Consider the following 14,223-nt stretch of genomic DNA (forward strand, 5'->3'; position numbering starts at 1 on the left):
GAGCACATGCAACGACAGGAACCAGGCTACGTGGTCCATGCGGGCTGCGACCACATCTTCTTCATCGGCTTTCTGGGCGCGGGCAAGTCCACCCTCGCCCGCAACCTCGGGGCCCTCTTCAAGAGGGAGTTCGTCGACACCGACCGCCTCGTGGAGCGGGCCCGGGGCAAGAGCGTTTGCGACATCTTCGCCGAGGACGGCCAGGAGAGCTTTCGCCACGGCGAGGCGGACGCCCTGAGGGCCCTGGCCCGGCGCAAGTCGCTGCTGGTGAGCTGCGGCGGAGGCATCGTCGAGGGCGACGAGGCCTGCGGACTGATGCATCGGATGGGCACCGTCGTCTACCTTGACGGGTCGTTCCAGGACTCGCTGAGGCAGATCCGTCATCCCGAGCTGAGGCCGGATTTCGTGAGCGAGCGCGACGCCGTCAAGCTCTATCGCAAGCGTCGGCCGCTCTACCAGCGAGAGGCCGACCTGGTCCTTGACATCCATGACAAGACGTTCGAGCAGGTCTGCGCAGGCGCCGCCGAGCTGCTCTGGGAGGAGGGTCTGCTATGAGCGACGATGTGAGGCCGAGCGTCATGCGTCAGTGGGTCGCCTCGCCCGGCGGCGCCTGCGACGCGCGCATCGGTCACGGCGCCCTCGGCGAGGGCGCGGCGATCTTCAGGACCGCCGTGGGCAAACCCCGCCGCGCGCTGCTTCTGAGCTGCGAGGACGATGACGGCGAGCTGGTCGAGCTCACGCGCCGCGAGCTCAGCTCCGCCGGCTTCGACGTGCGGGCCCACGTGCCGGGCGCCGGCCGACGGACGCGCAGCCTGGAGGGATACGAGAGCCTCGCGCGCGCCCTCGCCGCCAACGGCATCACCTCCGACGACCTGGTCGTCGTCGTGGGGGGCACCGACCTCGCCTCGCTCGCCTCCGCCGTGGCGGGCGTCTGGTGCGCGGGGACGCCGCTCGCCGTCGTGGCCGACGACCTCAGCTGCGCCATCGAATGCGCCGTCACGCCGCGCGGCATCGACGTGGGCGAGCGGCGGCAGGCGTTGCGGGGCGCGCCCTGGTGTCGCATCCTCATCGTCGACTTTGACCATCTGGACCATGACCTTGCCGCCGACGCCACGCGCTCGGCCCTTGCGCTCATGGTGGCCTCGGCCGTCGCCGACTCCGAGCAGAGCTTTTCGAGGCTCTGGGACGCCAGCCTCCAGATGACGGGTGAGCAGGGCGCCGCCGTCCTCGAGGAGCAGGTGGCCGACGCCCTCAAGACGAGGGGCAGGCTCATGTCCTCGACGGCCATCGTCACGCGCCAGTCGCTGCGCTACGGCACGGAGCTGGCCGAGGCGCTGCGGGGGATGTGCGACGCCGCCGAGGGGACGCTGCTCGCCGAGGGGATGCGCTTCTCGGCGCGGCTGAGCGCGGCGCAGGGGGAGCTCTCGGTGGACGACGTCCTGGCCCAAGACGAGCTGCTCGAACGCCTGGGGCTGTCGTGCCTCGGACAGTCCCTTGACGCCGCCGCGCTGCTCGAGCGCCTGATAGGGGGGTGCCTCGCAAGGTCCAATCGCATGCAGCTCGCGCTCCCCAGGAGCCTCGGGCGCGTGAGGATGTCAAACGTCACCCGCGAGCTCCTCAGGGAGCACGTCGAGGCGTTCTGCGCCTCTCGGCACGCCTGAGCGTCGGGCCTGCGGCGCGCTCGCGCACATGTCAACGCAAGAAGGAAGGATCAGAGACCCATGACCAGTACCATTACGCTCGAACGTCGCCTTGCCAAGCTCCGCGGCCTCATGGGGGAGCGCGGCTATGACGCCGTCGTCCTGCGCAACAACCCCGACCTGCGCTGGCTGACGGGCGCGGAGCGCTGCTTTGACGACGAGGTGGCCCACGTCGCCCTCGTCACGCCCGACGGTCTCTGGCTGCATACCGACTCGCGCTACTTCAACGGCCTCAGGGAGCGGATGGGCGCCGACGGCCCCTGGTCAATCGACATGGACGGCGAGGAGGCTCCCCGGTGGGCCGCCCGACGCATCCTTCAGGCCCGCGCCCGCGTCGTGGCCGTCGAGGACAGCGTGAGCGTGTCGTTCGTGGACGCCCTGCAGGCCTGCTGCGCGGAGCTGGGCGTCGCCTGCCTGCTTCCGCGCCTGCACGAGGACATCATGGCCCTGCGCATGGTCAAGGACGAGGAGGAGATCGCGCGCATGAGGGAGGCCCAGGCCATCACGGACGCGGCCTTCGAGCACATCTGCGGCCACATCAAGGCCGGCATGACCGAGCTTGCGGTTCGCGCCGAGCTGGAGTCCTTCATGCTCTCCCACGGCGCGGACGCCCTCTCGTTCGAGACGATCGTCGCGGCGGGCGCCAACGGCGCCAACCCCCACGCCCGTCCCAGCGCCTACGTCATCCAGAAGGGCGACATGGTGGTCATGGACTATGGCGCGGCGCTCGGCGACTATCATTCGGACATGACGAGGACGGTCTGCGTGGGCGCGTGCGGAGCCCTGCAGCGCGAGGTCTACGACGTGGTGCGTCGCGCCCACGAGACCTGCGCCCGCGAGGCGCGCCCGGGCTGCCTTGGCAGCGACGTCCATCGGCGCGCCGTGGAGGTCATCAGCGAGGCGGGCTATGGCGACTATTTCAAACACGGCCTGGGACATGGGGTGGGGCTTCAGATTCACGAGCAGCCCAACTTTGGCAGAAGCTGGGACAAGCCGGTGCCCGAGGGGTCGGTGGTGACCATCGAGCCGGGCATCTACCTGCCCGGGCAGTTTGGCGTGCGTCTTGAGGACTTTGGCGTCATGCGTCACGACGGCTACCATGCCTTCACGGCGTCCACGCACGACCTCGTGATTGTGGGCTAGCAACCTTAAAGCTCCCTATCATACGAAGACGAGTTCTCGGGCGCAAACTGACAGATGGTATATAAACACACGTAAACGGGTGTCTTCCAAAAAAGACCACAGTTCTTACCGATTTACTCTATAATTCCTCCTCGTGAAGCCTCCTGGGGCACGTGCGCCTCGCGCCGTGCCTCGGGCCTCGCATCGTTTCTGTCGGCAAGAGAAGCAAGGAGTAAAGGAGGAAGTTGGATGGTCGGAATTGTCTTAGCTAGCCATGGGTCTCTCTCCGAAGGCATCAAGGAGTCCGGACAGATGATCTTTGGCGCGCAGGACGACGTGTCCGCTGTCGTGCTCACGCCCGACATCGGCCCCGAGGACCTGCACACGAAGCTGCTTGACGCTGCCACGTCGTTCTCCGACCCGGAACACGTGCTGTTCCTGGTTGACCTGTGGGGGGGCACGCCCTTCAACCAGGTGTCGCGCATCCTCGAGGAGGAGGGGCACGACGACTGGGTGGCGCTCACGGGTCTCAACCTTCCCATGCTGGTCGCCGCGTATGGCGCCCGCATGGACAAGCAGACGGCCTCTGAGGTCGCCAGGGAGGTCTACGCCGAGGCCATCGGCGGCATCAAGGCCAAGCCCGAGAGCCTCGTCCCCGCCCCCGCGACGGGTGCCCCCGCGCCCGCAGCCGCCCCCGTCGGCACCATCCCCGAGGGGACGGTCCTGGGAGACGGGCACATCAAGATCGTGCTCTGCCGCATTGACACGCGCCTGCTCCACGGTCAGGTTGCCACCACCTGGACCAAGATGACCGGCCCCGACCGCATCATCGTCTGCTCCGACGCCGTCGCGCGCGACGAGCTGCGCAAGTCCATGATCGAGCAGGCGGCGCCTCCGGGAGTCAAGGCTCACGTCGTGCCCGTCTCCAAGATCATCGAGGTCTCCAAGGACCCGCGCTTTGGCGCCACCAAGGCCATGCTCCTGTTTGAGACGCCCCAGGACCTGCTTCGTGCCATCGAGGGCGGCGTCGACGTCAAGAAGGTCAACCTCGGCTCCATGGCCCACTCCGCCGGCAAGGTCGTCGTGAGCAACGCCGTCGCCATGGGCGAGGACGACGTCAAGACGCTCGAGGCGATCAAGGCCAAGGGCGTCGAGTTCGACGTCCGCAAGGTGCCGGCCGACGCGCCCGAGAACTTCGACGCCATGCTCAAGAAGGCAAAGAACGAGCTGGCTTCCAAGTAACCACAGAAGGAGGTAGCAATGTCGCCAATCTCACTCGTACTTGTCATCATCGTCGCATTCCTTGCGGGCATGGAGGGCATTCTCGACCAGTGGCAGTTCCATCAGCCCCTCGTCGCCTGCACGCTCATCGGCATCGTCACCGGTCACCCCGCAGAGGGCATCGCCCTGGGAGGCTCGCTTCAGATGATCGCCCTCGGCTGGGCCAACATCGGCGCCGCCGTCGCCCCTGACGCGGCCCTCGCGTCCGTGGCGTCCACGATCATCATGGTCCTGGCCCTCTCCGGCGGCACGGCCGACGCGTCCAGCGCCATCACTACGTCCATCGCGCTGGCCATCCCCCTGTCAGTCGCCGGACTCTTCCTCACGATGATCTGCCGCACGCTGGCGACCGGCATGGTTCACGCCATGGACGCCGCCGCCGAGACCAACGACGCCGCCGCCATCGAGCGGTGGCAGGTGGCCGGCATCGTCATGCAGGGCCTGCGCATCGCCATTCCCGCGGCCGCCCTGTGCTTCATCCCCGCCGAGGCCGTCACGTCCGCGCTCAACGCCATGCCCTCCTGGCTCGCCGGCGGCATGGCCGTGGGCGGCGGCATGGTCGCGGCCGTCGGCTACGCCATGGTCATCAACATGATGGCGTCCAAGGAGGTCTGGCCGTTCTTCGTCCTCGGCTTCGTCCTCGCGGCCATCAATTCGCTCACGCTTATCGCCCTGGGCGCCATCGGCGTCTGCCTCGCCCTTATCTACCTCGCCCTCAAGAACCTCGCCAAGCAGGGTGGCGGCAGCGGCGGGTCCGGCGACCCGCTCGGCGACATCCTCAACAACTACTAGGCCGTAAGGGAGCGTGAATAACATGGCAAACGAAAAGATCGAGCTCTCAAAGAACGACCGGCTGAGCGTCTGGTGGCGTCACCAGTTCCTGCAGGGCTCCTGGAACTACGAGCGCATGCAGAACGGCGGCTGGTGCTATTCGATCATCCCCGCGATCAAGAAGCTGTACGCGAGCGAGGAGGACCAGAAGGCCGCCCTGAGGCGTCACCTCGAGTTCTACAACACCCATCCGTACGTCTCGTCCCCGGTCATGGGCGTCACCCTCGCCCTCGAGGAGGGGCGCGCCAACGGCGAGCCCGTCGATGACGTCACGATCCAGGGCGTCAAGATCGGCATGATGGGTCCGCTGGCCGGCGTGGGCGACCCCGTGTTCTGGTTCACCGTGCGCCCCATCCTCGGCGCGCTCGGCGCATCTTTGGCGCTCGGCGGCTCCATTCTCGGCCCCATCCTGTTCTTCGTCGCCTGGAACGTCATCCGCCTCGCCTTCGAGTGGTACACGCAGGAGTTTGGCTACCGCGCCGGCTCGTCCATCTCGCAGGACCTCTCCGGCGGCATGCTGGGCCAGGTCACCGAGGGAGCCTCCATCCTCGGCATGTTCATCATCGGTGCGCTCGTCGAGCGCTGGGTGTCCATCTCGTTCACGCCGGTCGTCGCCACGATCCCGCAGCAGGAGGGCGCCTACATCGACTGGGCGAGCCTGCCTGCGGGGGCCGAGGGCATCAAGGCCGCGCTCACGCAGTATGCCGCCCTGGGCGCCAACGGCCTTGACGCCAACAAGGTGACCACGCTCCAGCAGAACCTCGACCAGCTCATTCCCGGACTCGCGGCCGTCGGCCTGACGCTGCTCTGCTGCTGGCTGCTCAAGAAGAACGTCTCGCCCATCACGATCATCCTGGCGCTCTTCGCGTTCGGCGTCGTCGGGCGTCTCCTCGGGTTCATGTAGGCCGCGTCGCAGCCAACCTGTCCCGAGAAACGTAAAACGGCTACGGGGGCATCCCGCGTCTCGTCATACGGTGACGTGCGGGGTGCCCCGCCTAGCGAGAGGCGCCGCCACGCCTCTCGTGGAGCATCGAGGGGAGTCTTAGCGCATGACATCATGGTCGAGAGGCGCGCGCCCCGCACGCCCACGCCCGCTAGACGAGAACGTCGACCTCACCATCAAGGCGCAGTCCTATCTTGGGTTGGGGTCGTATGGCACGATCAGCCTGGGGTCGCACGGCATCGAGTACCAGTCCGACGCGAACGAGCAGGACTACGTCCAGATTCCCTGGGGGGAGGTCACGCGCGTCTCGGCGCCCGTCATGCTCAAGGGCAGGTATCTTCCGCGCTTCACCGTGCACACGAGGCGCGACGGCTCCCTCGCCTTCTCCACGCGCGACAACAAGCGGGTGCTCAGGGCCATGCGTCCCTACGTGGGGGACGACGCGCTCGTGCGCGAGACGAGCCTGCGAAGCTCCGTGGGGACCCTTCTGAGGGGCCTGCTGAGGAACCTGCCCCGCTCGGCCAGGTGACGGCCGCCGCTCACTCGGCGCGGGGCGCCTTCTGGGAACGCGACGCGAACGCATCGTCCGGTAAATGATATAAGTTAAGTTGCAATTATGGCATAACTTTTTGCTTTAATTGTTGTTTTGACAATTGTCAAGGTAATACCGGTATTGGTATCATGAGTTCGGGGAGCGTGATCATTGTGGACTTTTCAGACATGTACAACTCCAAGCTCGTTTCGGCCGCAGACGCGGCAGCCGTCGTCAAGAGCGGCGACTGGGTTGACTATGGGTGGAGCTCCATCACGCCCGTCGCGTTTGACGAGGCCCTCGCCGCGCGCATGGGCGAGCTCACGGACGTCAACGTGCGCGGCGGCGTGCTGGCCCACGAGCCCGCCATCTTCAAGATCGACGCCCCCGAGGAGCACTTCACCTGGAACAGCTGGCACATGGGCGGGTTCGAGCGTCGCGCCTGCACCAAGGGCTTCGGCTTCTATGCGCCCATCCGCTACTCCGAGCTCCCGCGCTACTATCGCGACATGGCCGAGCGCGTCAACGTGGTCTGCGTCCAGGTCGCGCCAATGGACGCCTACGGCAACTTTGGCTACGGGCTCTGCGCCAGCCACATCAACGCCGTGTTCGACAAGGCGGACGTCATCATCGTGGAGGTCAACAAGAACATGCCCCGCGCCTTCGGGGGGCCCGAGACCTTCATCAACGTCACGCGCGTGGACATGATCATCGAGGGCGACAACCCCGGCATCGACCTTCTGGGCGGCGGCGGCGCGTCCACGGACGTTGACCGCGCCGTGACGGACATCGTCGTGCCCATGATTCCCGACGGCGCCTGCCTGCAGCTGGGCATCGGCACCATGCCCACCACCATCGGCGCGGGCATCGCCCAGAGCGACCTTACCAACCTGGGCGTTCACACCGAGATGTACGTCGACGCCTTCGTGGACCTCTCGCTCGCCGGCAAGATCACGGGCAACCGCAAGGCAATCGACCGCGGCAGGCAGGTCTACTCCTTCGCGGCGGGCACGCAGAAGCTCTATGACTTCATCGACGACAACCCCGAGTGTGTGGCGGCGCCGGTCGACTACGTCAACGACATTCGCACCGTGGCGCAGCTCGACAACTTCGTCTCCATCAACAACGCGGTTGACATCGACCTCTTTGGCCAGATCAACGCCGAGAGCGCGGGTACCAAGGCCATCTCGGGCGCCGGCGGCCAGCTCGACTTCGTCATGGGCGCCTATCACGCCAAGGGCGGCAAGAGCTTCATCTGCCTCAGCTCGACCTTCGTGAACAAGAAGACCGGCGAGGTGGCGAGCCGCATTCGTCCGACGCTCGCAGCCGGCTCGATCGTCACCGACACGCGCGCCAACGCCATGTACGTCGTGACGGAGTTCGGCTGCGTCAACCTCAAGGGGCTCTCCGGCTGGCAGCGTGCCGAGGCGCTCATCTCCATCGCCCATCCCGACTTCCGCGACGGCCTCATCGCCCAGGCCCAGAAGATGAATATCTGGCGCAGGTCCAACCGGGTCTAAGACCAGTGTTCTAGGCAGGTGCACCACCGCTTTGCAGCATAGGCAGGTATACGTCAGGGAGGTCAGTCACATGAGCAAGAAGGTCGTAATCGCAAGTGCATGCCGCACCGCCGTGGGCAAGTTCGGCGGCACGCTTTCGTCCGTGCCCCCGCGCACGCTCGGTGCCACGGTCATCAAGGAGGCCATCAGCCGCGCGGGCATCAAGCCGACGGACGTCGAGCATGTGTACCTCGGTTGCGTCATCCAGGCCGGCCAGGGCCAGAACGTCGCCCGCCAGGCCTCCCTTGACGCCGGCCTGCCCATCGAGACCCCTGCCGTGACCCTCAACGTCGTCTGCGGCTCCGGCCTCTACGCCGTCAACGCCGCCGCCGAGAAGATCATGGCCGGCGAGGCCGACGTCGTCATCGCGGGCGGCACCGAGAACATGGACATGGCCCCCTTCGCGATGATGAAGGGGCGCTACGGCTACCGCATGGGCTACCCCATGGGCAAGTCCGAGCTCGTGGACACCATGGTCAACGACGCCCTGTGGGACGCGTTCAACGACTACCACATGGGCATCACGGCCGAGAACGTGGCCGAGCAGTGGGGCATCACCCGCGAGCAGCTTGACGAGTTTGCCCTCAGGAGCCAGCAGCGTGCCCTCGCCGCCATCGCCGACGGCGCCTTCAAGGACGAGATCGTCCCCGTCACCGTCAAGATGCGCAAGAAGGAGGTCGTCTTTGACACGGACGAGGGTCCGCGCGAGACCTCCATGGAGCTTCTGGGCAAGCTGCGCCCCGCCTTCAAGCCCGACGGCATCGTGACGGCCGGCAACTCCTCCGCCATCAACGACGGCGCCGCCGCGCTCGTCATCATGAGCGAGGACAAGGCCAAGGAGCTGGGCGTCACCCCGCTCGCGACCTTCGTCTCCGGCGCGCTTGCCGGCGTTGACCCCAAGATCATGGGCACGGGCCCCATCCCCGCGAGCCGCAAGGCCCTCGCGAAGGCCGGCCTGGAGGTCAAGGACATCGACCTCGTCGAGGCCAACGAGGCGTTCGCCGCCCAGTCGCTCGCCGTCGTCCATGACCTCGGCCTCGACATCGAGAAGACCAACGTCAACGGCGGCGCCATTGCCATCGGCCACCCCGTGGGGGCCTCTGGCGCGCGCATCCTCGTCACGCTGCTCTATGCCATGAAGCATCGCGGCGCCCACAAGGGCCTGGCCACGCTGTGCATCGGCGGCGGTATGGGCTGCGCCACCGTCGTCGAGATGTAGGTGATCGCGTGAGCTTCGTCACCTGCGAGCTGCACGATGCCGTGGCGGTCGTCACGATCGACCGCCCCAAGGCCCTCAACGCCCTCAACCCCGACGTCCTCGCCGACCTCAAGGCCGCCTTCGACGCCATCGATCAGGACGTCGTGCGTTGCGTCGTCCTGACGGGCGCGGGCGAGAGGAGCTTCGTCGCCGGCGCCGACATCGCCGCCATGTCGACGATGACCAAGGCCGAGGGCGAGGCCTTCGGCAAGCTGGGCAACGACGTCTTCCTCATGATCGAGGACTTCCCGGTGCCCACCATCGCGGCCGTCAACGGATTCGCGCTGGGCGGCGGCAACGAGCTGGCCATGAGCTGCGACATCCGCCTGGCCTCCGAGAACGCCCTCTTCGGACAGCCCGAGGTGGGGCTGGGCATCACGCCCGGCTTCGGCGGCACGCAGCGCCTCGCGCGCCTCGTGGGCATGGGCATGGCCAAGCAGCTCGTCTACTCCGCCCTCAACATACCGGCGGACGAGGCGCTGCGCATCGGGCTCGTGAACGCGGTCTATCCGCAGGAGGAGCTCATGGCCGCCGCCCTCAAGCTGGCAGGCAGGATCGCCCGCAACGCCCCCATCGCGGTGCGCCACTGCAAGGAGGCCATGAACCGCGGCATCAGCCTGCCCATCGCGGAGGCGGTCGCGGTCGAGGAGCGCCTCTTTGGCGACTGCTTCGAGACGCACGACCAGAGGGAGGGCATGACGTGCTTTTTGAGCCGCGACAAGCCCAAGCCAAAGGCCGTCTTCACCAACAACTAGCGACAGTCATTCGTGTGGCCCGGTCGGCACCGATGCCGACCGGGCACCTTAGGAAAGGGGTACGTATGAAGGTTGGCATCATCGGCGCCGGCACCATGGGCCAGGGCATAGCGAAGGCGTTCGCGCAGTCCGGGTGGGAGGTCGCGCTCTGCGACATCAAGCAGGAGTGGGCTGACGGGGGCAAGGACAAGATCGCCAAGGGCTATGACCGTCTCGTCCAGAAGGGCAAGCTCGACCAGGCCGAGGTCGACAAGCGCCTGGCGTCCATCACGGCCGGCCTCAAGGAGGACCTCTGCGCCGACTGCGACCTCATCGTCGAGGCCGCCTTCGAGGACATGAAGGTCAAGAAGGACACCTTCGCCCAGCTGGACGACATCTGCAAGCCCGAGGCCGTCTTCGCCTCCAACACCTCCAGCCTCTCCATCACCGAGATCGGCAACGGCCTCAGCCGCCCCCTCATTGGCATGCACTTCTTCAACCCCGCCGACCGTATGAAGCTCATCGAGGTCATCGCCGGCGTCAACACCCCGCAGAAGACCGTTGACAGGATCGTCGAGTTCTCCAAGGCCATCGGCAAGACGCCGGTGCAGGTCAACGAGGCCGCCGGCTTCGTCGTCAACCGCATTCTCATCCCGCTGATCAACGAGGCCGCCTTCATCAAGATGGAGGGCGTCTCGGACATCGAGGGCATCGACACCGCCATGAAGCTCGGCGCCAACCATCCCATGGGCCCGCTCGAGCTGGGCGACTTCATCGGCCTGGACATCTGCCTCGCCATCATGGACGTGCTGTATGACGAGACCGGTGACCCCAAGTACCGCGCCTGCCCCCTGCTGCGCAAGATGGTCCGCGGCGGCAACCTGGGCGTCAAGAGCGGCCATGGCTTCTACGCCTACAACGCCGACCGCACCAAGACCCCCATCGACCAGCTCTAAGTACAAGGGGAGGAACATTCCATGGACTTCACTCTGAGCAAAGAGCAGGCGATGGCTCGAAGCATGTTCGAGCAGCTTGCTGAGGAGAAGGTCAAGCCCCTCGCCAAGGACGTCGACGCCGAGGAGATCTTCCCGCAGGACAACGTCAGGCTCATGGCCAAGCTCGGCATGATGGGCATCTACTTTCCCAAGGAGTACGGCGGCGCGGGCGCTGACGTCCTCACCTACGTCATGGCCATCGAGGAGCTCTCCAAGAAGTGCGCCACCACGGGCGTCATCCTGTCCGCGCACACGAGCCTGTGCGCCGCGCCGATCTTTGAGAGCGGCACCGAGGAACAGAAGCGGAAGTACCTGCCCAAGCTCTGCAGCGGCGAGTGGCTCGGCGCCTTCGGCCTGACCGAGCCCGGCGCCGGCACCGACGCGCAGGGCCAGCAGACCCATGCCGTCCTCGACGGCGACCACTGGGTCCTCAACGGCACCAAGATCTTCATCACCAACGCGGGCTACGCCGACCTGTTCATCATCATCGCCGTGACGGGCGAGTACACCAACAAGCGGGGCCGCAAGCAGAAGGAGATCTCCGCCTTCATCGTGGAGCGCGACTTCCCGGGATTCTCCGTCGGCAAGCCCGAGGAGAAGATGGGCATTCGCGGCTCCTCCACCTGCGAGCTCATCATGCAGGACTGCATCGTCCCCAAGGAGAACCTCCTGGGCGCCAAGGGCCGCGGCTTCCAGCTGGCCATGGCTACCCTGGACGGCGGCCGCATCGGCATCGCCGCCCAGGCCCTGGGCATCGCCGAGGGCGCCATCGACGAGACCGTCGCCTACGTCAAGGAGCGCAAGCAGTTCGGCCGCTCCATCGCCGCCTTCCAGAACACCCAGTTTGAGCTCGCCGAGATGAAGGCGCGCACGGACGCCGCCAAGCTCCTGGTGTACAACGCCGCCCTCAAGAAGCAGGAGGTCCTCGACGGCGGCAAGGGCCGCTACAGCGTCGAGGCGGCGGAGGCAAAGCTCATCGCCGCTCGAACGGCCTCCGACGTCACCCGTCGCTGCCTGCAGCTCTACGGCGGCTATGGCTACACCCGCGACTACCCGATCGAGCGCATGATGCGCGACGCCAAGATCACCGAGATCTACGAGGGCACCAGTGAGGTCCAGATGATGGTCATCGCCGGCGCGCTGCTTCGATAGGAGGGCACACACACGATGAAAGCGATTGTTTGCGTCAAGCAGGTGCCGGACACCTCCGGCAACGTCGCCGTCAAGGAGAACGGTCAGCTCGACCGCGCCTCCATGGCGGCCATCACCAACCCCGACGACCTCAACGCCCTCGAGGCGGCCCTCAAGCTCAAGGACGAGACCGGCTGCGAGGTCGTCGTCGTTTCCATGGGGCCCCCGCCGGCCGAGGGCATGCTGCGCGAGCTTCTGGCCCGCGGCGCCGACCGTGCCGTGCTAATCTCCGCCCGCGAGTTCGGCGGCTCGGACACCTTTGCGACGAGCCAGATCATCGCCGCCGGCGTCAACAAGATTGGCGTCGAGAAGGGTGACGTGGTCTTCTGCGGCCGCCAGGCCATCGACGGCGACACGGCTCAGGTTGGTCCCCAGATCGCCGAGAAGCTGGGCATCCCGCAGGTCTCCTATGTCACCGACATCCAGAAGGACGGCGACAAGCTCACGCTCAAGCGCCAGCTCGAGGACGGCTTCATGGTCATCGAGGTTGAGACTCCCTGCCTGCTGACCTGCATCAAGGAGCTCAACGAGCCTCGGTACATGAACATTCCCGACATCTGGTGCGCCTACGACAAGCCGCTCGAGGTCTTCAACTTCGAGACCCTCAAGGACGACCCGCTCATCGAGCTGGACACCATCGGCCTCAAGGGCAGCCCGACCAACGTCTGGAAGAGCTTCACGCCTCCCCAGAAGGGCGCGGGCACGATGCTCGAGGGCGTGGACGTCGCCGAACAGCTTGCGGCTCGCCTTGCCGCCAAGCACCTCATCTAAGGGAGGAGGGGGACATGACTGACTATGCTGAGTACAAGGGCGTCTGGGTGTTCTGCGAGCAGCGCGGGGGCAAGCTCATGCCCACCAACTTCGAGCTCGTGAGCGAGGCCCGCAAGCTCGCCGACGACCTCGGGCAGGACGTGGTCGCCCTGCTCCTGGGCGGCACGGGCGTCAGCAAGGTCGCCAAGGAGCTTGGCGGCTACGGCGCCGACGTCGTGAAGGTCTGCGAGGGGCCGCTGCTCGCCACCTACACGACGGACGCCTACACGAAGGTCCTGTGTGACAAGGTCAACGAGTACAAGCCCAGCGTGGTGCTCATCGGGGCCACGACCATCGGTCGCGATCTCGCGCCGCGCTGCGCGGCTCGCCTGCACACCGGCCTCACCGCAGACACGACCCACCTGGACATCGACACCGAGAAGTACGTCGAGTTCCTGCGCACGTCGTCCACGATCGACCTCTCGAGGCAGAAGTTCGACTACGAGGACAAGAACCTCAAGATGACGCGCCCCGCCTTTGGCGGACACCTCATGGCGACCATCGTCTGCCCGCGCTTCCGCCCCCAGATGGCGACGGTCCGCCCGGGCGTCATGAAGAGGGCGGCCTTTGACCAGGCCAAGGCAGACGCCGTCAAGCTGGAGCTCGAGGACTTCGAGCTCTCCGAGGCCGACCTGCACACGAAGGTCGTCAGCGTGGAGAAGGCGGCCAAGGAGCTCGTCGACCTCACGGGCGCCGACGTGGTCGTCTCGGTGGGCCGCGGCATCTCCAGGGACGTCGAGGGCGGCCTCAAGCTCGCCAAGGAACTCGCCGACACGCTCGGCGGCGTCGTGGGCGCCTCGCGCGCCGTCGTTGACGCGGGCTGGATCGACGCGGCGCATCAGGTGGGGCAGACGGGTCGCACCGTCCGCCCGCAGCTGTACGTGACGCTCGGCATCTCCGGCGCCATCCAGCACGTCGCCGGCATGCAGGACTCCGCCTACATCGTGTCGATCAACTCGAACCCCGACGCCCCCATCTTCGAGATCGCCGACCTGGGCATCGCGGGCGACCTGTTCAAGATCGTTCCCGAGCTCATCAAGCAGATCGGCGTCATGCGGGCCCAGGGCCTGTAGGCGTTATTCGTCCCGAGGCGTCGGGCAGGGCCCGACGCCGGTATTGCGGCACCCGTCAGACATGGCGTCTGGCGGGTGCCGCTCACGTCTCAATAGCCCTCACTTACCGCAAGCTTGAATCTCTCAAATGCGACATGAAATATAACATATGTGTGTGGAGAGCGGGGGAGCCCCGTTGCCAGCAGCCAGGAGAG

The 14,223-nt window shown here is 66.4% G+C and carries 14 protein-coding genes; all 14 read left to right on the forward strand.

The features are described from left to right. Positions 1–6 precede the first annotated feature (6 nt). A complete protein-coding gene (locus HMPREF2826_RS06375; protein ID WP_070640313.1) occupies positions 7–555 on the forward strand; it encodes a shikimate kinase in 549 nt (182 codons plus the stop codon). Then, positions 552–1,661, forward strand: coding sequence for a dehydroquinate synthase/iron-containing alcohol dehydrogenase family protein (locus HMPREF2826_RS06380; RefSeq protein ID WP_070640316.1), 1,110 nt, complete (start codon positions 552–554; stop codon positions 1,659–1,661). The genes HMPREF2826_RS06375 and HMPREF2826_RS06380 overlap by 4 nt, the downstream gene beginning before the upstream one ends. A 60-nt stretch (positions 1,662–1,721) precedes the next feature. Continuing rightward, complete coding sequence (locus HMPREF2826_RS06385; protein WP_070640319.1) at positions 1,722–2,843, forward strand: M24 family metallopeptidase; 1,122 nt, start codon at positions 1,722–1,724, stop codon at positions 2,841–2,843. Positions 2,844–3,071: 228 nt separating this feature from the next. After that, on the forward strand, positions 3,072–4,064 hold the full coding sequence (locus tag HMPREF2826_RS06390) for a PTS sugar transporter subunit IIB (RefSeq protein ID WP_058269985.1): 993 nt from the start codon (positions 3,072–3,074) through the stop codon (positions 4,062–4,064). Positions 4,065–4,082: 18 nt separating this feature from the next. Continuing rightward, positions 4,083–4,895, forward strand: a complete 813-nt coding sequence (locus HMPREF2826_RS06395) for a PTS mannose/fructose/sorbose transporter subunit IIC (protein WP_070640322.1) — start codon at positions 4,083–4,085, stop codon at positions 4,893–4,895. Positions 4,896–4,917: 22 nt separating this feature from the next. Beyond that, positions 4,918–5,838 (forward strand): PTS system mannose/fructose/sorbose family transporter subunit IID, encoded by a 921-nt coding sequence (locus tag HMPREF2826_RS06400; RefSeq protein ID WP_070640325.1) that lies wholly within the window; start codon positions 4,918–4,920, stop codon positions 5,836–5,838. A 145-nt stretch (positions 5,839–5,983) separates the two neighbouring features. Then, positions 5,984–6,406, forward strand: a complete 423-nt coding sequence (locus tag HMPREF2826_RS06405; RefSeq protein ID WP_070640328.1) for a DUF956 family protein — start codon at positions 5,984–5,986, stop codon at positions 6,404–6,406. A gap of 176 nt (positions 6,407–6,582) precedes the next feature. Beyond that, the gene (locus tag HMPREF2826_RS06410; protein ID WP_070641219.1) at positions 6,583–7,929 is read left to right on the forward strand and encodes a butyryl-CoA:acetate CoA-transferase; all 1,347 of its coding nucleotides are present in this window, start codon (positions 6,583–6,585) and stop codon (positions 7,927–7,929) included. 70 nt (positions 7,930–7,999) lie between these two features. Continuing rightward, positions 8,000–9,187 carry an acetyl-CoA C-acetyltransferase gene (locus tag HMPREF2826_RS06415; RefSeq protein WP_070640331.1) on the forward strand — a complete coding sequence of 396 codons (1,188 nt, stop codon included), beginning with the start codon at positions 8,000–8,002 and terminating at the stop codon, positions 9,185–9,187. An 8-nt stretch (positions 9,188–9,195) separates the two neighbouring features. Then, a complete protein-coding gene (locus HMPREF2826_RS06420; protein WP_070640333.1) occupies positions 9,196–9,981 on the forward strand; it encodes an enoyl-CoA hydratase-related protein in 786 nt (261 codons plus the stop codon). 65 nt (positions 9,982–10,046) lie between these two features. Then, on the forward strand, positions 10,047–10,916 hold the full coding sequence (locus HMPREF2826_RS06425; protein WP_070640336.1) for a 3-hydroxyacyl-CoA dehydrogenase family protein: 870 nt from the start codon (positions 10,047–10,049) through the stop codon (positions 10,914–10,916). 21 nt (positions 10,917–10,937) lie between these two features. Then, entirely contained in the window at positions 10,938–12,107 is a 1,170-nt protein-coding gene (locus tag HMPREF2826_RS06430) for an acyl-CoA dehydrogenase family protein (RefSeq protein ID WP_058269978.1), read from the forward strand. 15 nt (positions 12,108–12,122) lie between these two features. Beyond that, entirely contained in the window at positions 12,123–12,917 is a 795-nt protein-coding gene (locus tag HMPREF2826_RS06435; protein WP_058269977.1) for an electron transfer flavoprotein subunit beta/FixA family protein, read from the forward strand. Positions 12,918–12,931: 14 nt separating this feature from the next. Continuing rightward, the gene (acrA, locus tag HMPREF2826_RS06440) at positions 12,932–14,029 is read left to right on the forward strand and encodes an acryloyl-CoA reductase electron transfer subunit beta (protein ID WP_070640339.1); all 1,098 of its coding nucleotides are present in this window, start codon (positions 12,932–12,934) and stop codon (positions 14,027–14,029) included. Positions 14,030–14,223 lie beyond the last annotated feature (194 nt).

The sequence above is a fragment of the Olsenella sp. HMSC062G07 genome (genome assembly GCF_001811895.1).
GTDB classification, from domain to species: Bacteria; Actinomycetota; Coriobacteriia; order Coriobacteriales; family Atopobiaceae; genus Olsenella_F; species Olsenella_F massiliensis.

Bases quoted from the DNA above. Each gene is read 5' to 3' on its own strand.
- HMPREF2826_RS06435 (WP_058269977.1), top strand. From the start codon at position 12,123: ATGAAAGCGATTGTTTGCGTCAAGCAGGTGCCGGACACCTCCGGCAAC.
- HMPREF2826_RS06395 (WP_070640322.1), top strand. From the start codon at position 4,083: ATGTCGCCAATCTCACTCGTACTTGTCATCATCGTCGCATTCCTTGCG.
- HMPREF2826_RS06430 (WP_058269978.1), top strand. From the start codon at position 10,938: ATGGACTTCACTCTGAGCAAAGAGCAGGCGATGGCTCGAAGCATGTTC.
- HMPREF2826_RS06390 (WP_058269985.1), top strand. From the start codon at position 3,072: ATGGTCGGAATTGTCTTAGCTAGCCATGGGTCTCTCTCCGAAGGCATC.
- acrA (WP_070640339.1), top strand. From the start codon at position 12,932: ATGACTGACTATGCTGAGTACAAGGGCGTCTGGGTGTTCTGCGAGCAG.
- HMPREF2826_RS06380 (WP_070640316.1), top strand. From the start codon at position 552: ATGAGCGACGATGTGAGGCCGAGCGTCATGCGTCAGTGGGTCGCCTCG.
- HMPREF2826_RS06405 (WP_070640328.1), top strand. From the start codon at position 5,984: ATGACATCATGGTCGAGAGGCGCGCGCCCCGCACGCCCACGCCCGCTA.
- HMPREF2826_RS06415 (WP_070640331.1), top strand. From the start codon at position 8,000: ATGAGCAAGAAGGTCGTAATCGCAAGTGCATGCCGCACCGCCGTGGGC.
- HMPREF2826_RS06385 (WP_070640319.1), top strand. From the start codon at position 1,722: ATGACCAGTACCATTACGCTCGAACGTCGCCTTGCCAAGCTCCGCGGC.
- HMPREF2826_RS06400 (WP_070640325.1), top strand. From the start codon at position 4,918: ATGGCAAACGAAAAGATCGAGCTCTCAAAGAACGACCGGCTGAGCGTC.
- HMPREF2826_RS06425 (WP_070640336.1), top strand. From the start codon at position 10,047: ATGAAGGTTGGCATCATCGGCGCCGGCACCATGGGCCAGGGCATAGCG.
- HMPREF2826_RS06375 (WP_070640313.1), top strand. From the start codon at position 7: ATGCAACGACAGGAACCAGGCTACGTGGTCCATGCGGGCTGCGACCAC.